The 22708-nt window shown below is 37.1% G+C and carries 23 protein-coding genes and 1 pseudogene; 21 read left to right on the top strand and 3 right to left on the bottom strand.

What is annotated here, in order from left to right; all coding sequences use genetic code 11:
* The first annotated feature begins 15 nt into the window (after positions 1-15).
* The 5 genes and pseudogenes from T357_RS0100585 to T357_RS22100 all read left to right on the top strand — a co-directional run.
* Complete coding sequence (locus T357_RS0100585) at positions 16-1107, top strand: tetratricopeptide repeat protein (protein ID WP_081827978.1); 1092 nt, start codon at positions 16-18, stop codon at positions 1105-1107.
* A 237-nt stretch (positions 1108-1344) separates the two neighbouring features.
* Positions 1345-1644, top strand: a complete 300-nt coding sequence (locus tag T357_RS0100580; RefSeq protein ID WP_031547564.1) for a WXG100 family type VII secretion target — start codon at positions 1345-1347, stop codon at positions 1642-1644.
* Between the two features lie 61 nt (positions 1645-1705).
* Positions 1706-2020, top strand: a complete 315-nt coding sequence (locus tag T357_RS18845) for a WXG100 family type VII secretion target (protein ID WP_044915712.1) — start codon at positions 1706-1708, stop codon at positions 2018-2020.
* Between the two features lie 236 nt (positions 2021-2256).
* Entirely contained in the window at positions 2257-3222 is a 966-nt protein-coding gene (locus tag T357_RS0100570; RefSeq protein WP_031547562.1) for a tetratricopeptide repeat protein, read from the top strand.
* Positions 3223-3321: 99 nt separating this feature from the next.
* Positions 3322-3429, top strand: a pseudogene (locus T357_RS22100) (YggS family pyridoxal phosphate-dependent enzyme); the annotation flags it as partial.
* Positions 3430-3702: 273 nt separating this feature from the next.
* Here the strand turns inward: T357_RS22100 and T357_RS0100560 are convergent.
* Positions 3703-4632, bottom strand: a complete 930-nt coding sequence (locus T357_RS0100560; protein WP_049962172.1) for a hypothetical protein — start codon at positions 4630-4632, stop codon at positions 3703-3705.
* Positions 4633-5205: 573 nt separating this feature from the next.
* Between T357_RS0100560 and T357_RS0100555 the strand changes: the two genes are divergently transcribed.
* From T357_RS0100555 to T357_RS0100500, 10 genes are all read left to right on the top strand, one after another.
* Positions 5206-5505, top strand: a complete 300-nt coding sequence (locus tag T357_RS0100555; RefSeq protein WP_031547556.1) for a WXG100 family type VII secretion target — start codon at positions 5206-5208, stop codon at positions 5503-5505.
* A gap of 59 nt (positions 5506-5564) precedes the next feature.
* Positions 5565-5879, top strand: coding sequence for a WXG100 family type VII secretion target (locus T357_RS0100550; protein WP_031547554.1), 315 nt, complete (start codon positions 5565-5567; stop codon positions 5877-5879).
* 202 nt (positions 5880-6081) lie between these two features.
* Positions 6082-7539, top strand: a complete 1458-nt coding sequence (locus T357_RS0100545; protein WP_031547552.1) for a hypothetical protein — start codon at positions 6082-6084, stop codon at positions 7537-7539.
* A 362-nt stretch (positions 7540-7901) separates the two neighbouring features.
* Positions 7902-9449, top strand: a complete 1548-nt coding sequence (locus T357_RS19750) for a tetratricopeptide repeat protein (RefSeq protein WP_049962171.1) — start codon at positions 7902-7904, stop codon at positions 9447-9449.
* Between the two features lie 162 nt (positions 9450-9611).
* A complete protein-coding gene (locus T357_RS0100525) occupies positions 9612-10943 on the top strand; it encodes a hypothetical protein (RefSeq protein WP_031547548.1) in 1332 nt (443 codons plus the stop codon).
* Between the two features lie 208 nt (positions 10944-11151).
* Positions 11152-11451 (top strand): WXG100 family type VII secretion target, encoded by a 300-nt coding sequence (locus T357_RS0100520; RefSeq protein ID WP_031547546.1) that lies wholly within the window; start codon positions 11152-11154, stop codon positions 11449-11451.
* 133 nt (positions 11452-11584) lie between these two features.
* Positions 11585-11899: a WXG100 family type VII secretion target gene (locus tag T357_RS18840; protein ID WP_044915709.1), complete on the top strand. Its 315-nt coding sequence runs from the start codon at positions 11585-11587 to the stop codon at positions 11897-11899.
* A 115-nt stretch (positions 11900-12014) separates the two neighbouring features.
* Positions 12015-13487: a tetratricopeptide repeat protein gene (locus tag T357_RS19745; RefSeq protein WP_049962170.1), complete on the top strand. Its 1473-nt coding sequence runs from the start codon at positions 12015-12017 to the stop codon at positions 13485-13487.
* A 142-nt stretch (positions 13488-13629) separates the two neighbouring features.
* Positions 13630-14604, top strand: a complete 975-nt coding sequence (locus T357_RS0100505) for a tetratricopeptide repeat protein (RefSeq protein WP_031547542.1) — start codon at positions 13630-13632, stop codon at positions 14602-14604.
* 98 nt (positions 14605-14702) lie between these two features.
* On the top strand, positions 14703-16040 hold the full coding sequence (locus tag T357_RS0100500; RefSeq protein ID WP_155991163.1) for a hypothetical protein: 1338 nt from the start codon (positions 14703-14705) through the stop codon (positions 16038-16040).
* A gap of 57 nt (positions 16041-16097) precedes the next feature.
* On the opposite strand, the gene T357_RS0100495 is transcribed toward T357_RS0100500, so the two are convergent.
* Both T357_RS0100495 and T357_RS0100490 read right to left on the bottom strand, forming a co-directional pair.
* Complete coding sequence (locus T357_RS0100495) at positions 16098-17297, bottom strand: HipA domain-containing protein (protein WP_031547538.1); 1200 nt, start codon at positions 17295-17297, stop codon at positions 16098-16100.
* A gap of 3 nt (positions 17298-17300) precedes the next feature.
* Positions 17301-17705 carry a helix-turn-helix domain-containing protein gene (locus T357_RS0100490; protein WP_031547536.1) on the bottom strand — a complete coding sequence of 135 codons (405 nt, stop codon included), beginning with the start codon at positions 17703-17705 and terminating at the stop codon, positions 17301-17303.
* Positions 17706-18079: 374 nt separating this feature from the next.
* On the opposite strand from T357_RS0100490, the gene T357_RS0100485 reads away from it, so the two are divergent.
* From T357_RS0100485 to T357_RS0100460, 6 genes are all read left to right on the top strand, one after another.
* Complete coding sequence (locus tag T357_RS0100485; protein ID WP_031547533.1) at positions 18080-18379, top strand: WXG100 family type VII secretion target; 300 nt, start codon at positions 18080-18082, stop codon at positions 18377-18379.
* A 204-nt stretch (positions 18380-18583) separates the two neighbouring features.
* Complete coding sequence (locus tag T357_RS0100480; protein ID WP_031547531.1) at positions 18584-18898, top strand: WXG100 family type VII secretion target; 315 nt, start codon at positions 18584-18586, stop codon at positions 18896-18898.
* Between the two features lie 187 nt (positions 18899-19085).
* A complete protein-coding gene (locus tag T357_RS0100475; protein ID WP_031547529.1) occupies positions 19086-20336 on the top strand; it encodes a hypothetical protein in 1251 nt (416 codons plus the stop codon).
* A 295-nt stretch (positions 20337-20631) separates the two neighbouring features.
* A complete protein-coding gene (locus T357_RS0100470) occupies positions 20632-21372 on the top strand; it encodes a hypothetical protein (RefSeq protein WP_031547527.1) in 741 nt (246 codons plus the stop codon).
* Positions 21369-22244: a hypothetical protein gene (locus T357_RS0100465; RefSeq protein ID WP_031547525.1), complete on the top strand. Its 876-nt coding sequence runs from the start codon at positions 21369-21371 to the stop codon at positions 22242-22244. Before T357_RS0100470 ends, T357_RS0100465 begins: the two co-directional genes overlap by 4 nt.
* The gene (locus T357_RS0100460; RefSeq protein WP_031547523.1) at positions 22232-22669 is read left to right on the top strand and encodes a hypothetical protein; all 438 of its coding nucleotides are present in this window, start codon (positions 22232-22234) and stop codon (positions 22667-22669) included. The genes T357_RS0100465 and T357_RS0100460 overlap by 13 nt, the downstream gene beginning before the upstream one ends.
* Positions 22670-22708: the final 39 nt, after the last annotated feature.

Raw genomic sequence — 22708 nt, 5'->3', positions numbered from 1 at the left:
TAGAAGGGTAATTAAATGAAAAACTTGTCTAAGCTATTGATGAATTTACTGTTAGTTGTATGTTTATGTGCATGCGTATCAAACGCCCAGAAAATACAAAAGCAATTGGAGCTCGGAAACAAATTTTTGGTTGATCTTGATTATGAACAAGCGATTCTGGCTTTCAATAAAGTAATTGAAATTGATCCCAAGAATACCGATGCATACATGGGCCTTGGTGACGCCTACTACGGAGAGGCAAAAAATGCCGGAGATTATAGTTCCGCCGATACTCTTTATACAAGTGCGACAGAAAATTATGGAATCGTTATCAACCTGACAGGTGATGGAACCGGCACCACAGTTAACGATAAATCGCTGGACGAAATCAATCAGAGCGTGAGGGAAATCCTTAATGAACTTTATGTTACGTGGTCGGATCTGGCATTAAAAGAAGGCGACAGTGATCATGCTGCCAAGATACTTGAGGATGGATATACAATTCTCGGAAATAACGATCTTCTGGAAAGATCACAAACTATCAGCGGCATTAAAGATGCTGAACAACTTATCGGAGAATTGGATGTATCTTCCGAAGATATTGATATTTCGTTAGCAGACAGTGCAGATAAACTTATCGCAATAACAGATATGTGTAACGGGAAATATATTTCCACTGAAAACGGTCAAGGATTTGGTTTGTACAAGGTTGACGGAGAGTATTATTTATTCCGCGGAAGTTTCAAGAATGGTTTACGTGAAGGCCCGGGATTGATCATGATAATAGATGACTATACATGCTATGTGAAATGTGAATGGAAAGATGATGTACCTTTTGGTAGCGCGGAATATTTTGATATTTTAGGCGATGAATCAGTATCCGGTGATTTTCAATTAATAAACGGATTATATGATGGAAAAGGAACAATATCGGTTAGTGATGGGTACTTGATATATTTTAGCATAAATCAAGGTTATCTTGTGAACTTGGGACCTGATCCTGATATGCCGGGCTATTATTGTTATGGAGTTGGCCAGGATGGGGAACCAGTTGCAGTTATGGAACTTGAAGAATTTAAATACACACGAGGTATGCCCAATTATGCAGATATTTTTTTGGCAGATTGATCGGTATTAGAATGAAAAACATATCACAGAATAAAACTCTTAATTCTATGGAGAGTTTTATTTGTTTTTGTTTTGTGCAAAAAGATTTGAAAAAACCGCCTGCTGTCATTCGTCAGTGAATAATGCTTTTTATCAGATTTTAAACCATTAAATATATCTCGATGGTAATATGTGTACATACAAAAGAAAAACAAAACACACAAAAAATAAATTTCAAATTCAAGGAGAAAAGCAATTATGTCAATGTTCAGAGTAAACACAAGCACACTTAAAAGCCAGGCAGAGCAGTTAAGAACCTTAAACGAGTCTTTCAAGACTCAGGTTGAAAATCTTAATGATAAGGAAAATGCTCTTTCAGGTATGTGGGAGGGCGAAGCAAGAAATGCATTTCATAATGCATTCCAGCAGGACAAATCACAGTTCGATGTATTCTATCAGGGAATAAATACCTTCATCTCAACACTTGAAACTGATGCCGGTGAGTACGACAAGGCAGAGGCACAGAACCTAAGCACTGCTCAGACAAGAAAAGCTTAATAACAAAGACAAAATCAGAATTAAACATTAACGAATAAATTATTAAACGGAGGAAATAAACATGGAAGGACAGTTAAAAGTAACACCGGAGGAGCTTCAGAACGCATCATCAGAGTTTGCGGGAATAGATGGTACAATACAAAACACAACATCGGAAATGATGACACTTGTAAGGAATCTTACATCAGCATGGGAAGGTGAGTCATCACAGGCATACATCAATAAATTCAACGAACTTGATGATGATATGCAGAAGATCCACGCAAAGATTCAGGAGCACTCTCAGGATCTTGCAGAAATGGCAACAGTATATACCAATGCCGAAAAGACAACAACCGCAGCAAATCAGGCGGTTTCATCAAATCTGATCAACTGATAATAATCAAAAGTTTAGATATGTCAAAACGCTAAAGATCCAAAGAATTTTTAGCGTTTTTATTTTTATGAAGATATATTATATTTGATATATGCATACTATAAAGAACATTTAGAGGTAAGTATGGAAAAGAAATCTAATTCAGTTTTAATCATATCTGTAGTGATATGTTGAATTACGTATATAACTTAAAACGTTAAAATCAATAATATTGGATACGTAGAGGGGGTAATTAAATGAAAAACTTTTCGAAGCTATTGATAAATTTGCTGTTAGTTTTATGTCTATGCGCCTGCGCATCAAACGCTCAGAAAATTCAAAAGCAATTGGAGCTCGGAAACAAATTTTTAGTTGATCTTGATTATGAGCAGGCGATTCTTGCATTCAATAAAGTAATTGAAATCGATCCCAAAAATACTGAGGCATATTTTGGACTTGGTGATGCTTACTACGGAAAAGCAAAGAATGCCGGAGATTATAGTGCTGCCGATACGCTTTATACAAGTGCGACAGATAATTATGGAATGGTTATGAACTTAACCGCTGACGGAACCGGAACCACAGTTAATGATAAATCTCTTGATGAAATCAATCAGAATGTAAAGGATATCCTTGCAGAGCTATATGTTGCATGGTCGGATCTGGCATTGAAAGAAGGCGACAGTGATCACGCTGCCAAGATATTGGAGGATGGCTATACAGTTATTGGAAATGACGATCTTTTGGAAAAATCACAAACCATCAGCAGCATTAAAGATGTTGCACGGCCTGTTTCAATGGCATATTTTCCAAAGGGAGAGGATACCCCCTTATACACAGTGGTCTTTGAGTATGACGCCGCAGGAAAGCTGGTGTCAGGACATTATCATAATGAACGAAGAAACAGGAATGGAACTTATACCTACTCTTATGAGGAAAATATCCTAAAGACCTCATCTTTTGTATGGAACGATGGAGAATTCGCAGGCACGGCTCCACATATTACGACCTATGAGTGTGATTCTTTTGGAAGGGTAATATCATCTCTTGAAGATAACGAGGACGAGGATTCTAAACAACATACTGAAGTTCAGTTTGAGTATGACGAGGATGGACGACTGATAGGAGGCAGCGTAAGCGGTTATTGTATGTCTAAAGGTTTCGATGGCGAAGAGGATGATTATGCATCCAGCGATGGAAAATATGTATATTATTATGAATAGTCTAATCGCATGCTGCTGCCATTTATCATCGGTAAAGTTTTTGTCCATGAGCTTCATGATAATAAACTCATAGCCGATCAAGATTCTGATTTTAAACTTCCGGTTCTTTCCATGGGCATGACAGGAGATTTTGAGGTAGCAGTGGAAGAAGGTGCCACTATGGTAAGAGTCGGAACCGCCATATTTGGGAACAGAAGGTACAGGTAAGATAAGAATCTAAAGCAATGCATTAACTAAGATAAATTACGATGTTAAGATACTAATTAAAAAGAAGTGCTACCGGTAGACGGTTAGCCCTTATGAATTGGTTAAGATAAACCGCTTAGTTTCTCAGGCTGAGGCGGTTTATTTTTTTAATGTAAAGAACCTTACATCAGCATGTGAAGGTGAGTCATCACATGCATACACTAACAAGTTTTATGAAATTGAGAATGATATGCAGAAGATCCACGCAACGATCGATAAGCATGTTCGGGATCTTTATTCAATTCCGTATTTCAGATACATTTCCTGTCGTTCGTCAGAAGTTGCGTTTAAAGCCTTGTTGAATTCTGTACTTCCGGGATCAAGCTTCTTTAGAAGTTTGGCGAGCATATCTTCGCCCTTGGATTGACCCTCAATGCGGCCTTCATTACGCCCTTCAATGCGTATGTCATCCATTAATTCTTTCCATGCATTACCCATATTGACATGACCTCCTATTGCGTTTCCTGTTGAAATCTTTGCACCGGCATATTCATTTATCATATTAACAGTATTTGTACTGATATTTTCGTATTCACCTGAATTCAGTATATCACGAGTTGCGGTTTTATTATCTGAAATCTGTATGAATTTTAATACGGTACCGAGTTCGCTGTTGAATCTGCCAAAATCACTGATTTCATTTGGAGTTATAAGATTGAGTTTATAGTTATTCACATATTTCAGTAGTTCCTCTGGAATATCACCAAACATATCATAAAGAGACCTGGGGCCGTCCCAGGCGTTGTTATCAAAACTTATACAAAGTGTGATCACCGGCAATAAATGATCTTCTTTTGAAAAACCTGAGATCTTCTCAGCACCATTTAGATCCTTCGCTTTTTCGTGATTCCTCTTTATATCGTCAACTTGAGCCGTATAGTTCAATGCATCGTACAGATAATCCCTCACCGGCATGGCATAATGCACGTCTGCCTGACCTTCAATGCCAAGAAGGACAAGGGTGGTTTGCCCGTAACGTTTGATATTGCAAAGTTTCAAAACATCTCTGAATTTTTGATTTGCAAATATTTTACCTGTTTTATAGATGGCAGATAATTCTGTGATATCTTTCTCTGCCAGATCCGATGGTTTGATCAAGGGCTTTCCATCAAACAAATAATAGTTAAAGGCATCAGCAAAGATTTCGTTCTGCCCAAGATACATTTTGTAAGAACATCTTTCTTTCCCATATATTTACAATTACACCTCCGGAAAAATAATGAGATGCAGCTCATTTCATTATGCAAAAGACAGCCGTTATGTTTAATGAACGTGTTTTGGCGTTTTTATTAAAGGGTGGATTATAATTTGGAATATTTTTATATGATGTACAAATCTAAGATGAAGAATTGGATATTTTAAGATTGAAAAGAACTGCATGTATTTGAGATGTGAGCATCATACCACAACATGATAGATTTGCATATCGTCTAAATTCAGACTATATGATATTTTGAAGATATAAGAATGACGGCTGAGCTGTTACGATACTTCGTGATCGTCAGATAAATATCTAAATAAGGAAATGATTTAGCCCTTCTCTTTTTGGAAGATGTATAATATCTGAGGGGGACATACTATAAAGATTATTTAGATTATATATACCATTCATCAGCGAATAATGCTTTTTATCAGAATTCAAACCCCTAAATAAACACCGATGGTAATATGAGTACATACAAAAGAAAAGCAAAACAAAAACACAAATAAATTTCAAATTCAAGGAGAAAAGCAATTATGTCAATGTTCAGAGTAAACACAAGCACACTTAGAAGTCAGGCAGAACAGTTATCAAGCTTAAATGAGACTTTCAAGACTCAGGTTTCAAACCTTAATGATAAGGAAAATGCCCTTTCAAACATGTGGGAAGGCGAAGCAAGAACTGCTTTCCACAATGCGTTCCAACAGGACAAGGCACAGTTTGATGTTTTCTATCAGGGAATAAAGAACTTTATCACAACACTTGAAAACGATGCTGTTGAGTACGACAAGGCAGAGACACAGAATCTCAGCACTGCTCAGACCAGAAAAGCATAATAACAAAAACAGAATAAGAATTAAACATTATAAATAATCATAAAACGGAGGAAATAAAAATGGAAGGACAGTTAAAAGTAACACCGGAGGAGCTTCAGAACGCATCATCAGAGTTTTCAAATATTGACAATACAGTGTTAAACACCACATCAGAAATGATGACACTTGTAAAGAATCTTACATCCGCATGGGAAGGTGAGTCATCACAGTCATACATCAGTAAGTTCAATGAGCTTGAGGACGATATGCAGAAAATACACGCAAAGATTCAGGAGCATTCTCAGGATCTTGCAGAAATGGCAACAGTATATACCAATGCTGAAAAGACAACAACCGCAGCAAACCAGGCGGTTTCATCAAATCTGATCAACTGATTGTGATTAAAAATTGAGACATTTCAAAACGCTAAAGATCTAAAGGATTTTTAGCGTTTTATTTTTAAGATGATGTATAATATTCGAGGGGTACATGCTATAAAGAACATTTTTAGAAATCAGGGTGGAAGTATGGATGAATACTTCGACCAAATATATTCTATAAAATATGGTCCATTCATAATTGGAGGATAAAGCCGTAATGAATATAACAAAGCATTTGGTGAAAATAATGATAGGCCTGGCAATAAGTGCCTTCCTTATGGGAGGTTGCGGAAAGTCAGAAGATGGTACGGCACGTAGGAAAAGGCATAATACTACAGATGAAGAGAATTCGTCAAAGGATAATAAAAGAGAGAAAGACAGGAAAAGCCGCGTAAATGATCCGGGAGGGAATACTATCCTGTTTCATGGAAAATACTTTGATATAACGAAGATGACCTATGGGGATCTGAAGGAATTGACAGATGCTGAACATATCCAGCTTCCTAACTATACTAAGGACTCAGTATTGGAGCCGTATACATGCATGGAATTTGTTATGACATTACCTGAATCACGCTTACATTTGGAAGGGACTATATGTAATTTGACAGGGGAAACGATTTCTATTCTGGATGGAAGAGTCACACAAATGAAGGAACTTTTCATTGAGGGAATGATGGGTGTGGATTTATCTGCTAACATTCCGGCTGAAGAAATCGATCCATTACTTCAGAAACTTGTTGCCAATGGGTGGACGATTACTCGAGATTACACAGATGTCCACGCAAAAGAAGAATATCGTCCGAGGCTCTTTGTAGAAGGCGTATCACAGTATCATTTCTGGCCATTATCAGATGATTTTAAGAGAAATGAAGCACAAAGAATACAGGATATGGGTCTTGACGGATCATACTGGCTGAAGCCAAAGTACAGTGACATAGAAAGACACATCAGTGCGGAGATGATAGATGATGAACTTGGCTTATGTGAAATGGTTTGCAATAGCAATTTTATTAAATATGAATTTCGGGATGTAGATAATTATCTGGATAATGGTTACTGGCCTGCACAGGATGCGCTTGTTCCATCTGTTCTTACTCCGGACAAATCTGCGCTTGAGATTATAACTAACGAAGATGAAAAAGAGCAGCTTAAAGAACTCGAAGAATTGTTGAAGACCGGAGTGATAAAAATGGGCTCAGATGAAGTTTCAGTACCACTTTGTCCTCTGGACATGTATAGTTATGACGAATCAGCCGTCAATTACTTTTTAAACTCTACTGACATCATCACTGTAGAAGAAGGATATATCTTTGATGCAAGCAAATTTTTGGCTTCATATTATGGATTGAATGAAGAATATCCGTTGTTGTGCAGCAATATTGATCATCGTAAGCTCTACTGGTTGGCAGGAAAAGAAACAGGATATCCTATCGGCACGATTTATCAAGGTAATGGGGACGGTAGGAAATTGCCGGTACCACTGGGACGCCATTTTAATACTAATTGTGAATTGTTGGGAGATAATCCTGAACGAATCGAAAAAGGAGTCTGGCGTTGGAAGATTGGTGATACAGGATATGATCTGGTAGTACTATATGGAGCCAGCGGATTAACCGGACAGAAACCAAATTATGGTGGGTCTGACATATGTGCAATTATAAGAAGACCGTAAAAATATAATATGTGAAACATATTGCACTTGTCGATATAGATAATGATGGAATTTTGGAAATGTCAGTTCTGGCCTATGTGCCTGATGAAATAGGAAGAGGATCATGTTGCAATATCCTTCTGTGTTATTCCGAAAACAGTTTAAAATCCTTTGACATCAATTTCGAAGATGAATACGGAAAAAAGTAGTGCTACCGGTAGCACACTTGGGCTTTGACAAACAAACATTCTGATATTAATTGATGATTAATATAGCAGGGATAAATCAATTTCTGAATAAGGAAATGATTTATCCCTTTTCTTTTTGGGGAAGATGTATAATATTTGCGGGGTACATATTATAAAGAACATTTAGGGGTAAGTATGGAAAAGAAATCGAGTCCAATTATAATCATTCTTGTTTTGACCGGAATCCTTATGGCAGCACTTGCCGGAATGCTTGTATTTTTCAATCTTCCGGCACAGCGCATCAGGCGAATGCTTAAATCTGCAAACAAGTACATCGCCGAAGAAAACTTTAACGAAGCAATCCTGACCTTGCAGAAGATGATTGAAATAGATCCTAAAAACGAAAATCTATACATAATGCTTGCCGACACATATGAAAAAAACGGCGACATTGATAAAGAGGTTGAATTCCTTCGGGAAGCTGTAACCTTGATGCCGGAAAAACAAAAGATATCTGAGGTTCTTTTGGATGTATTTCCGGAAGTCACTTTATCTAAGAGCTCAGGAACCTACACCGATCCTGTAACTCTCTCCATGTCTTCATCGGAAGGAAGCGAGATCTTCTACAAAGTATCCGGAAGTAATAATGAAAGCAAATATTCATCCCCCGTAAGCTTAGATAAAAACGGAAAATATACCATCGAGTACTATGCAGTAAGCAAAAACGGATACGAAGGTGATCACAAGACGGCCACTTACGTAATAAACCTTGATGAGAGTAAATATCATTTCAATGAGTGGGTGGAAGAAGCCGACGGAAGACATTACTATGATGAAAACGGCGTATCAATTACAGGTTGGCTTAAGCTTAAAGGGAAATGGTATCTTTTCGACAGTAATGGCGTTATGCTCATCGGTTTTCAGGAAGACAATGGAAAAACCTATTATCTCGGATCTGATGGCATCATGGTCACCGGCTGGCAGGACATAAACGGAAAAAGATATTACTTCAATGAAAACGGAGCCATGCTCACAAACCAGTGGATCGATGACACCTACTATGTAGGGGCAGATGGAGCCATGCTCGTTGATACTGTAACACCCGACGGTAAGAAAGTAGGTAAGGATGGAAGAAAGATAGATGAGGCATGGAAGAAAGCTTATATAGACTTTATAAATGGAAAATCAACATTAAAATTTTATGATTATGATGATGATTATGAATATCCTTATAGCGTAAACAATATATACGAGTTATACGATTTTTTGGGAGTAGATGCTGGTTCAGCTTGTTGGAGTTACGCACAATTAAACAATGATTCAATCCCGGAACTTATTGTTAGTGTAGAGAACCGCCGTTGTTATATTATTACTTATATAGATGATCGGGTAATATACATTTTCGGTCCTGCAGTTAAATTTAATTACAGTAATAATCTTATTTATTTCTTTGAAGCTTATACAGTTGATTATTCGATTGATAGTTTTATGCTTACGTTAAATGGTTTTGAAAAGGTTCATTCTATTTATGGTGGGTATTATACTGATCGGGACCCTAATAATGATTTTTGGTATAGTGGTATGTATGTAAATGAAGGGGGTAATTATTACTTCGATGATAAACCCGTCACTGAAGTAGAATTTAATGCGTTAAGGCTCAAATATTTCAATGAAGCAGATATGACAAAACCTCAAGGTAAATACAACAGTGCGGAAATGATAGAAATCATAAATAATATGTAGTTATAATGAAATGTATCTTCAGAGTTTTCAGGTATGGATAAGACAGCTTTATATACCAATGCTGAAAAGACAACAACCGCAGCAAATCATGCGGTTTCATCAAATCTGATCAATTGATTATGATTAAAAGTTGATATATTTCAAAACACAAAGGTGGTACTGATGAACAAAGTCAAAATTGCAGGAACTGCAGCGGTTCTTTCTGCATTACTCCTGATGGGATGTGCTAAAAAAACAAAAGCCCCGGCGGATGATCCATTACAGGATCCCAAACCGGGAACAATTGCATGGGGAATGAAATACGGTTCGTCAGATAGAATCACAACCCCCAGCGTTACAAGCAGAATAGACGAAACATCGACAGGAGATACTGTATCAGATAACAAAGAGGTGGTTATACTGGGCACCGGTGCTTCCACGGAACACTGGGATGAAGCAACAGATCCGATTGCTCAAAAGAGTTTGGCGCTGCTTTTGCCTGCAGATGATGAGTATGATTTTAAATGGGCCAATGATCATGAATCATCTGAAATAATTAAATTTATATATGCGAGAGACGCAAAAGCAAATGAAGAGATATTTGGCTATCCCAAACCGACCGAACAGGAATTATATGCGGTTCTTGAATCAAACAATAACATATCTTCAAAATACAAAGAATTTATCCGGGACTTCATACATAAATTTTTAACCTTATATCCCGAAACCGACTTTTCGGTTTTCAAACATAACCTGGAAACACTTGTTGTTGATGAACTGACTGAAAGAGAGATACAAATGAAGGCAATGTCTTTCGGCACCGTTGCCTGCTATTTGAACAATGAAAACACCATCTGCGTCAGACAAGATAATGAAGCCATGGATACAACAACAAATGATTATGTAGTCCTGACCCATGAACTAATGCATGCCTGCAGAATCTGCAGATCAAAGGATATTAACGGAAAACAGGTAAACGTAAAATTCTATGATGATTCAGATATGGGATTGTATGAAGATGAAGCATTGATCACTCAATTTGCATATGAGATGCAGGGATTAGGCAATAAATCAATCTATTACACCTTCCAAACGAATATATACAGGCAGATGCTTGATGGAATGGATTACGACGGCGCTGATTACATGAATCATTCAGTTAACTACTTTATCGAAAAGCTCCAGGAAAAGTTTGATAAAACCGGAGTCGAGATTCCTGCATATCACTTTGTTAATCTCGTGGATGCATATGCAACCATTCATTACAAAGATTACGATGAACCGGCTTATAACAGTTTTGAAGATATGTTTAAAGCAATAACAGTAAATTACACCACAACGCATTTAACCCCTGATATGACTTACGAGGAAACAGAGAAGGAATGGAATGCTTTCTGGGATGACATTTACTTCCATGTTGCTGAATTATCAACCCCGTATCCGGAGCTGAATCAGGAATGTTTCAGACCATATTGGGATGAGCAGGTACAGAAACTCGGAATCAGTCAGCAATAATGAGATTTTTTAAAACGCTAAAGATCGTGAAGATTTTTAGCGTTTTATTTTTCTATAAAATCTTCGGAACGTACAATAGTTACCATTCGTCAGTGGAAAATACATTTTATCAGCATTTCAACCTCTACATAAATGCCCATGGTAATATGTGTACATAACAAAGAAAACAAAAACACAAAACAATATAAACATCCAAGGAGAAAAAATCATGTCAATGTTCAGAGTAAATGCAGGCATACTGAGAAACCAGGCAGAACAGTTATCAACTTTAAACGAGTCCTTCAAGACTCAGATTTCCAACCTTAACGATAAGGAAAATGCTCTGTTAAATATGTGGGAAGGCGAGGCAAGAAATGCTTTTCATACTGCATTCCAGAATGACAAAGCGCAGTTTGATGTATTCTATCAGGGAATAAAGAACTTCATCACAACACTTGAAAATGACGCGGCTGAGTACGAGAAGGCAGAGGCACAGAATCTCAGCACAGCCCAGACAAGAAAAGCATAATGACTAAGACGAAAAACAATTAATCAGAACCAAACATATGTGAATACAGATTACGGATAGCCCTATCAAAGCAATGATAGTACCGGTCGGAAGAATCAGAAATAAAACAAATAATCAAATGGAGGAATAAAAAATGGAAGGACAGTTAAAAGTAACACCGGAGGAGCTCCAGAACGCATCAGGAGAGTTTTCAGCAATTGACAAGACAGTGATGAACACAACACAGGAAATGATGACACTTGTAAAGAACCTTACATCCGCATGGGAAGGTGAGTCATCACAGGCATATATCAGTAAGTTCAATGAACTTGAAGATGATATGCAGAAGATACATGCAAAAATCGATGAGCATGTTCAGGATCTCGCAGAAATGGCAACAGTATATTCCAATGCTGAAAAAGCAACAACATCAGCAAATCAGGCAGTTTCATCAAATCTGATAAGCTGATATAAAAACGAGGTATTAAAACGCTATGGATCCGGAAGATTTTTAGCGTTTTTATTTTTGTAAAGCTGTATAATATCAAAAGGACGCACACTTTAATGAATGTTTAGGAGTACGTATGGAAAAGAAATCAAGCCCAATTTTAATCATCTCTGTTGTGACCGTAATTCTTCTTTTGATTCTTGCAGGAATACTGGTATTTTTCAACCTTCCTGACCAGCGCATCAGGCGAATGCTTAAGACGGCAAACAAGTACATTGCTGAAGAGAACTATGACGAAGCAATCCTGACCTTGCAGAAGATGATAGAGATAGATCCGAAAAACGAAGATCTCTATGTACTTCTTGCCGATACATATGAAAAGAATGGCGATATAGATAAAGAAGTTGAATTCCTTCAGGAAGCAGTGACTATGATATCGGAAAATCAAAAGATATCTGAAGTACTTTCGGATGTATACCCGGATGTCGCTTTATCAGAAAGCTCAGGAACTTATACAGATCCCGTGAGACTCTCAATGTCTTCGACTGAAGGAAGCAAGATTTTCTATAAGATTGTCGGAAGTGACACTTATAGTAAATATTCATCCCCAATCGACTTCGGAAAGAACGGAGAATACTCCATAGAGTATTATGCCGTCAGCAAAAGCGGTTATGAGGGTGAACACAAGACCGCTACCTATGTGATAAAACTCGATGAAAGTAAGTATCATTTCAATGAGTGGACAAATGAAGCCGATGGAAGACATTACTATGATGCTGACGGAAAATCTGTTACAGGATGGCTTCAGATAGGTAGACTGTGGTATCTCTTTGACAAGAACGGTGTAATGCTCACCGGTCTTCAGGATGATAAAGGAAAGACTTATTATCTCGGTACTGATGGTGCTATGCTCACCGGCTGGCAGGAGATAAACGGAAAGAAATATTACTTCGACGAAAGCGGAGCAATGCTTAAGAACCAGTGGATCGATGACACCTATTATGTAGGTGCAGACGGTGCAATGCTCGTTAATACCGTGACACCGGATGGAAAGAAAGTCGGGAAAGATGGAAAGAAGGTAGATGAATCTTGGAAACAGGCGTATATCGATGTGCTAAACGGTGGAATCTATTATTATTATGATGGATTTTTTAACGAAACTCGTCTTGGTGAAAATCCCAATTGTTGCTGGGATTATGTGTTTTTAAATGATGATGAAATACCTGAACTAATTGGTTGTTACAATTCTTATGATTATATTATTCTCACTTATTCAAACAAAAAAATCATAGGAACAGGTGGAGCAGAATGTCGACTGAAATTTAATAAAAACGAGAATCTCCTTTATGAATTAATTGACTTCAGCTTGGATCATTCTAGATATAGTTATCGCATTGATTCTAAGAAAGGTTTTATACTCGTACATTCTTTAGAGAGTGGTGTAGATGAGTATGATTATAGCTATTATGACGGTTATGTTGATGGTATTTCTGTTACCAATGAGCAGCTCGCTGAATCAGAAAGAAAGTATTTCGATGAGTCTGATATGACAACTCCTGAAGGGAAATACACCAGTAATGAGATGATAGAAATCATTAATAACATGTGAATTTTTGAACTACCTCATTATAATTTGTTTGAATAGGAATTCATTTATAAAAAAGAGAACCACTATTGAAACTACATATAACTATTGAACTTGAACACATTCTTTTCTGAATGTATTTATAACCGCATTATGGAGTAAACAAATGAAGAAGATTATTAGAGTTTTTATAAATTTGCTTATTGTCTTAACTCTTTGCTCCTGCGCATCTAAAGCTCAGCAGATAGAAAAGCAATTAACGTTGGGAAATAAATATCTGATCGATCTTGACTATGAACAGGCCATTTTAGCATTCAATAAAGTTATAGAGATCGATCCGAAGATTACAGATGCCTATAACGGACTTGGTGAGGCATATTACAAGCAGGCACAAGCGCAAACAGATTATACAGCTGCAGATCCACTATATATGAACTCATCAGAAAACTATAAGACTGTTCTCGCATTGATCAGTGACGGAACCGGAACAACCACTTCGGAAAAATCTCTTGAAGTGATTAATAACGATGTGTTGGGTGTACTGACAGAACTATATGGCGCCTGGGCTGATATGGCATTAAAGGTCGGAGACACCGATCGCGCTGTAGAGATACTTGAAGAAGGGTACCTCATTCTTCGTGATGAAGAACTACTGAAAAAATCGCAAGCTATCAATGTCATTAAAGAATCGGGTTTTGGCAGCACAGCACGGCCTGTTTCGATGGCATATTTTATAAATGGAGAAGAGAATCCGTTATATACAGTGGTCTTTGAATATGACAGCGCTGGAAATCTGGTGGCGGGACATTATCATAGGGAACTAAGAAATAGGACAAGGACAGGAACCTATACCTACACTTACGAAGGCAACATCTTAAAGACCTCGGAGTTTGTATGGAACGATGGTGAATTTGTGGGTAAGGAGCCAAATATTACCACCTATGAGTGTGATGCCTCCGGAAGAGTACTCTCATCTCTTGAAGAGAGCGAGGATGATTATTCTAAATGTTATACTGAAGTTGAGTTTGAGTATGATGAAAATGGACGTTTGATAGGAGGTATTGTGAGCGGTTATAGTATTGATAAAGAATCGAATGATTATTATCCCACTGATGGGAAATATGTGTATTATTATGAATAGTCGTTTGTATGCTATCCCCATTTTTTGAAGATTATATAGGACTGGACCAAGAGATAACGAGTGCCATGCTCATCGAACTAAAATACAAGGTTAAAAAGATGAAAAAAACAAGAATTGTAGTCGCAGCTGTAGCAATTCTTTCATCGTTCCTCCTGATAGGATGCAGCAAAAAAACAAAAGTACCAACCACTGATGAATTAAAAGATCCAAAACCCGGAACAATTGCATGGGGGATGAAGTACGGATCGTCATCCAGTGCTGTGAGTCTCAGCACGACAAGCGAAACAGATAAAACATCAGCAGAAGATACTGATTCAAATGATCAAAAGGAACAAGTAATACTTGGGACCGGTGCTTCGACGGAATATTGGGATGAAAAAACCGATCCGATTGCACAAAAGTATCTGGCGCTGTTCTTACCGGCTGATGATGAGTATGATTATAAATGGGCTAATGATCATGATTCACCTGAAATGCTTCCATATGTATATGCCAGAGACTCAAAAGCAAATGAAAAAATATTTGGGTTTTCCAAGCCTACTGAAGAGGAATTGTATGCAGTTCTTGAAGCGAACAGTAACATTTCCCCTAAATACAAAGAATTTATCCGGGATTATATCCATAGGTTTTTAACCGTATATCCCGAAGCGGATTTTTCTGTTTTTAAACATAATTTGAAAACACTCATTTTTGATGAACTGACTGAAAGGCAAATACAAATGAAAGCGATGTCCATCGGTACAGTTGCCTGCTATCTGAACAATGAAAACACAATTTGCGTCAGAAAAGAAAACGAAGCCATGGATCCGTCGACTGATGATTATATAGTTCTGACTCACGAATTAATGCATGCCAGCAGGATCTGCAGATCAAAGGATATAAACGGAAAACAGCTGACGATTAAGTTTTATGAAGACCTGGATATGGGATTGTATGAAGATGAAGCTTTGGTCACTCAATTTGCATATGAACTGCAAGGTTTAGGCAACAAGTCGGTCTATTATACATTCCAAACGAATATTTACAGACAGATCTTAGACGGAATGGATTACGACGGCGCCGATTACATGAACCATTCAGTTAACTACTTTATAGAAAAGCTTCAGGAAAAATTTGATAAGATCGGAGTGGAAATTCCCGCATATCACTTTGTTAATCTTGTAGATTCATATGCACTTATTCATCATAAACCTTACAGTGAGCCGGAATACAACAGGTTTGAAGATATGTTTAAAGCAATAACAGTCAATTACACTGCTACGCATTTAACTCCGGACATGACTTACGAGGAAACAGAACAGCAATGGAATGCATTTTGGGATGACATCTATTTCCATGTTGCTGAGTTATCAACTCCTTACCCGGAGCTTAATCAGGAATGCTTCAGACCACATTGGGATGAGCAGGTGCAGAAGCTCGGAATAAGCCGGCAATAATGAGATAAAATATAACGCTAAAGATCCGGAAGATTTTTAGCGTTTTATTTTATGCATTTACCTATAAGTTTTCCACAAGTCTTTGCCATCCTGGAATGACGAAAGCATAGAAATCTTTTTTTTATAAAATTCTTTCAATTTAGGGATGCGGACCTGTCGCTCGTAAAGATCTTTAGTATAGATATTAAAATCCATCTGAGCCTTATTGAGATCCACAGCGTTTCGGTCATGAACATATGAAAGCAACTTGATTTCCCGTTCAACGAAAGAATGTGTTTTGATCTCATCAATCCTGATTTTATACATCTGATCGTAGGGAACATTATAAAACATGGAATTACCGGAATCATATATCGGTGCAAAGCCTAATAACTCCAAAGTATCGGGATTCCGCAATACCGATATATTATTCATATGCCTGTCAGTGTTGGACAGGAGATAATCGGTCATTATTTCGTAGTCCATGAACCTTGTGAAATATTCTTCCGACATACCTAATTTAATGCAGACATCTTTTAGGGGGAAATAGAAGGATTCATTTTGACGTACCTTTACGGTTTGCAGCAATTCCCAGGCACTAATGCTTTCGATGTTTTCACTGCAGTAATCGTATGATAAACAGCCAATTCCTTCTAAGTCCCCCTCAACCTTGAGGAGTGTGAGTGAATATTCGGTAAAATTGTCGAAGCCCTGCTGTTTATGAAGATTGGTTGCGAATAGTTCATTCAGGCTTTGCTGGTAGGACTGTCCATAATTTCCCTTGATCATGTAACGTTTACCGGTGTTGTCAATGCACCATTTCTTTTGAAGTTCACCTTGAGAGGTGGCAAATTTGAACTTGGTTTCTTTTCTGATATCTATGACATGGTCTTTGTTTATGGTCAATTCGCCAAATGTATCAACAAAATCATTTGAAAATAGATTCACATCTTTCCAGGATAAGTCTTCGCCACGAGGTTTGATCCAATAGCAGTCGGATAGACTAAGAGCAAGATTATCAACTAAAGCACTGTTTGTTGAAACATATCCAAGGCGTTGGAGGGCAGACTTGGCACCGGCACGGGTCTTGGGAATGGCTCTGTCCTTCCACCAGTCATGGAATTTCATTTCGTTCATTTGTCCGCCCAAAGGGAAATGTTCCCAGGCGTCCAGGTTTTTTCTGTAATTTTTCAGACTTCCGTCCTCAGATATTTCCATGAGACATACGGGAATATCCTTATGCATTAGGAAGTATTCATTCACATTGTTTCTTGTCATGATTTAACTCCAGATAATGTCTTCGTCCTTGTCCCAACTGCAATCCTGTTCGAACTTCTCTTTAATCTCATAAAATGATTCAAATAGATCCGATACATAAAGCGGCAGATTTTTAGGTTTAACGCTTTCGATATCACATTTGATTTGTATAGAGTTTCCAACTGAATCATACAAAGTACCGGAACTCTCTTCATAGTAGTAAGCCGTGCCGTTTTGGGTAACGATTTCTCTAGTGATGTCTTTCGAGACCGGCAACAGCATGGAAATCATTTTGATGATATATGGTGCAGGCTTTGTCTCTCCCTGTTCCCATTTGCGTAACGTGCTGACAGGGATACCGAAGTGATCAGCAAACTGAGTTTGAGAAAGACCGGTTGTTTTTCTGTATTCTTTGATGTTAATGCTCATTTTAGGGCCTCTTCGCAAAACAAAATAAAGTAAGAAGATAACTAACCAATATGGTTATAATTAAATATATACTAACCTAATTGGATACTCAAATCAACTAAATATTAAAAGGAATCTCTTTAAACTTCCCATATAAATAGTGGGCACTTTTTGGTGTGGGAAGTATGAGGGATTTACAGTAACAGTTAAGTCTATGTACTCAGGAGTACACAGACCGAGTTATACCTGTAAATCAAAAAATATTTACCATTCATCAGCAAAAAACGCTTTTTATCAGAATATCAACCTATACATAGCCGCCGATGATAATATGTGTACATAACAAAGAAAACAAAACCACAAGATAATAAAAACATTCAAGGAGAGAAAAAATCATGTCAATGTTCAGAGTAAACGCAAGCACACTTAGAAGTCATGCAGAGCAGTTATCAACTTTAAACGAGTCCTTCAAGACTCAGATTTCCAACCTTAATGATAAGGAAAATGCTCTTTCAAACATGTGGGAAGGCGAAGCAAGAAATGCTTTTCACAATGCTTTCCAGGCAGACAAAGCACAGTTTGATGTATTCTATCAGGGAATAAAGAACTTCATCACAACACTTGAAAATGACGCAGCTGAGTACGAGAAGGCAGAAGCACAGAATCTCAGCACTGCACAGACAAGAAAAGCATAATAACATTTACAGAATAAGAGAAACCAGACCAGATAAGCTTAATAACAAATATAGAATAAGAGAAACAAGGATTAATACTTGAAACCAATTAGATCTCAATACAGGTACCGGATAATATATACAGAAAATAGCATGGAGAGTACCGGTTAGATCTGAACCAGAATTAAACATTAACGAAATAATAATTAAACGGAGGAAATAAACATGGAAGGACAGTTAAAAGTAACACCGGAGGAGCTTCAGAACGCATCAGCAGAGTTTTCAGGCATTGATAAAACAGTATCAAATACAACACAGGAAATGATGACACTTGTAAGAAATCTTACATCAGCCTGGGAAGGTGAGTCATCACAGGCTTATATCAATAAATTCAACGAACTTGAGGATGATATGCAGAAGATCCATGCGAAGATTGATGAGCATGTTCAGGATCTTTCCGAAATGGCAACAGTATATTCCAATGCTGAAAAGACAACAACTGCAGCAAACCAGGCAGTTTCATCAAATCTGATAAGCTGATCGACAAAAAATGAGATGTTTAAAAACGCTAAGGATCCTAAAGATTTTTGGCGTTTTTTATTTTTGGGAAGATGTATAATATCTAAAGGGCGCAGTATATCAAACGAGTACTTAAACAGGTATGAATGTTTTATCATTCTTAGACTCATATAACAACCCAACATGAAAATCACACAAGAGACCAACTATGAAGACTTGTCCTAATTGCAAATCTAAAGTAAATGATGATACACTGTTTTGTTCTGTCTGCGGATTTTATTTCGAAGAAGGAACTCTTAAAAATAATGCTTCATCCGGCAAAAATCCATTAAAGGGTTTGCTTATAGTCCTGGTAGTCATTCTTATCATTCTGTCCATGGCAGTCGGCGGATTCATCTGGTGGAATCATCCGGCAAAAAGGGTTCAGAGATTATTAGATCTCGGTCAAAAGTATCTTGCTGAGTTGGATTACGACCAATCCATAATCACATTGGAAAAGGCACTAAGAATAGATCCAAAGAATTCTCTGCTTTATTCAAATCTTGCTGAAGTTTATGTTGTTAAGGCTGATCATATTTCAGAAGAAGAAAAACTGAATCTTTATGAAACAGCGAATGAAAACTATGAATATGCCATGTACTACGCTGGAGAAGATGATGCGAGGTTAGTAAAGACAATTAATGAATTCTATCTTAACTGGGCGCAAATCTACATAGATCTTAAAGACTACGAAATGGCCAAAAACATATTGAATCAAGGCTTTGAAATCACTGAGCAGGATGAACTGAAATCTGAACTTGAAGAAGTAGAAAATCAGGAAAAATCGGAAGCTAAAACTGATGAAGGGAATAATCGGAAATCAAATCAACTTCTTTATAATGAGAATGCACGAGCAATTATCATTGATGTGTTTCAGGTTTATCAGCCTAAAAGTTTTGACACAGTATACACTGGCCCAGGGAGGAATGGATCCTATCACACTAATTGCAACTATACATATGATGAGACAGGAACGCTGCCCATTACTGTTGTATTGGATAATAAAACAGAAAGAACTATTAAGTATCAATATGATATTAACGGGTATCCAAATTATATGGAACTTCATGAACTAGCAGATGATTATTCAGAAGAATACTTCTATGATAATGAAGCTAGATTAACTAATTCTGTATATCATAACTTGCATGAACCTCAAGATCCTATTAATTATAAACATGAATATGATGAAGGTGGTATATATCAAGGTGTAACAGTCACTACGCAAGTTCAGTATCCGTTTTCATACAAATATGAATACGACGAAAAGAATCGCATCAAAACTGAGCTTTACGAAGACGAATGGTATAAAATATCTACATCCTATGAATATGACGAACAAAACAGAATAATCAAAGAGACAGAATCAAGTATTCGTGATCAATATCAATACACCACTGTCACAACCTATAATTATTAAATTTGATTACTGGGTGTTATCATTGCAAACTACTTTTTGGGCAAAATAGATAATCATCTGTAGGTTACATGAGGAGTCACCTATTTACCGGAAGGAAATGTTTAAATTAATCCATTCATCCTGTTTTTCCTGCATTTCGTCAGGATACACGCATTAAATTCTAGGGTCATGTATAATTACTATCAGTTAATAAAAGTCTATACATTGCGGCAATATTTTTCTTCGGATAACTTTGAAAAAATGCTCGAGGGCATTGAGTAGTTGCAAATTTAAAACATATATGGAGGATGAGGCAATGAATTCTGTTTTTCTGGACAACGAAACAATATCTTTTCTTGCTGACATTTATGCAAGGAAAGAAATCGATAAAGAAACTATCTTGCGGAATAGTAAAAAGCTAGAAGAAATCTTCAAGACCGAGGGTGATGCCAATAACAATCAGGATGACAACGAATATGAATCATCTGTTAGTATGTCTCAGATATTGATAGAAACCTATATAAGGAGTTCTGTAAGGGTAGTAGTTGAGTTTCATAAAAAACACAAAATTGTAAAAAGAGGCTATTACTTTGATGATGATCTGATTGTCTTGCTAGAAGCGTATCGTGATGGTGGGGAATTCTTATGGCTTCCGACTATAAAAAACCTGATGGGATCTCTGGCATATATGATTAGTGATCAGATTATAGAGTGCGGAAATGAGGAATTCAAAGGAAGTTTGAAGGTTCAGGTCAATGAAGGTAACTACATGGATTGCCTTATTAAAGGTGTCACTGAAGAGAGGTACCAGAATCTATTGAAAGAAGATCGCTCACAGGACGAGTATCTGTGGATCAGGGGTATTTCATCGATAAAAGGGGAGAACTGTTTTGCATATGTGATATTCAAAAACCATTGCGCATTTTATTTTTATCAGGATAATTCAGGATTCTGTTATGGCTGTGCAGACCGCTCCACGATTGTGAATATTATCGGAAAATGGATGTTGTTTCAGCATAGAGAGTTGATAGTACAAATGCAGGAGAAAGAGGTATGAGATTCAATATTCGACCAAATTTAGTAAATAATGCAGCAGCTGATATGAAAAATGTTGATAGGAACTTAAGGAATGTACAGATGGAAATAAGTAATATAAGTCGTCAGATAAATAATGTTTCTGACTCTTATCTTTATATCTCAAAGGTTCTTGAAAAAAAAGCTGACAGTCTGGAAACATTGATCTCGAAATTGTCAACCATGGAGGATGGCATTGAAAAGGCTGTAGAGTTATATCTCAGCTGCGAAAAGAAGCTAATGGGTGATCTACCGAATGCTCTTAAGGCAGAAGAGAATTCTACTAAAAAAAATTCTTTTTTTGAGAATCTTCAAGATTGGTTTCAGACTGGCATATGGGGTAATCGTGAGAAAGCAGATCGCGTTCGCAGGGATAAAGCCATGGCAAAAGAGCTGAAAACCATGATAAAGTCAGATCGTTATTCCCAAAAAAACTGGAAAAAAGCATCTGTTGAAGAAAGAAAACAGATACTGAGGGATTTATTTAATGAAATGCAGGCAATCTATGGAGTTTCCCTCAGTCTGTTAACAATCGAACCTATACCTTCAGATCCAGGATATACTACTAATGGATATTATAGCGATTTCTATAGAGGCGTGTGGATCAATGAGGATTTGTTATCCGATCCGTCACATTATAATAAGATTATGAATACTATGGTGCATGAAATGAGACATGCATATCAACATGAAGTGGTACGTAATCCCAAGAATTTTATGGTTGATGAAGAGACCGTTAAGGAATGGAGTGATAATTTTGAGAATTATAAGACCACAGCTAAAGACGGGTATAGTGCATATCGTGATCAGCCTATAGAAAAGGATGCAAGGCAGTTTGCGTCATGGGTGATATGATGAAGAAAATAATAATTATAGGGGTGATGTTACTTATGGGAATCGGAAGTATTATTGGGATATTATCAACAAAAAAGGCACATATGCCGGTTGAACCTGTAGAGATTGTAGAAAATAACGTAAACCATGAAGAACATTCAACAGAGGAATTAAAGGAAACAGGAATAGAGGGTGAATTCGCATTTTTACAAGAAATAGCCTCCTGTGATGAAACACAGGCAATTAAAATTGCAGCAATATTTGAGGATGTTACAGGTCATAAACTAGATAATGCGGAGGAGGTTTCTGTAAATAAGCAGTATTTGTTGTTAAAAGTAAAAACTGCGGATAAAAATTATTACCTTACCATTGGGAAATCAAAGCTATTGCAAAAAATCAGTGAGGATTCTGAAACAGGAAAAGTCTTGTATCAGATTATTTTTTAAAAATTTCATAGCAATAGTGTTACACTTAGTCGGTTTTTA

Source organism: Oribacterium sp. FC2011 (assembly GCF_000701645.1).
Taxonomy (GTDB): Bacteria; Bacillota; Clostridia; order Lachnospirales; family Lachnospiraceae; genus Oribacterium.
The sequence above is the reverse complement of the archived record's forward strand: the minus strand, read 5'-3'. Positions and strand labels throughout refer to the sequence as shown.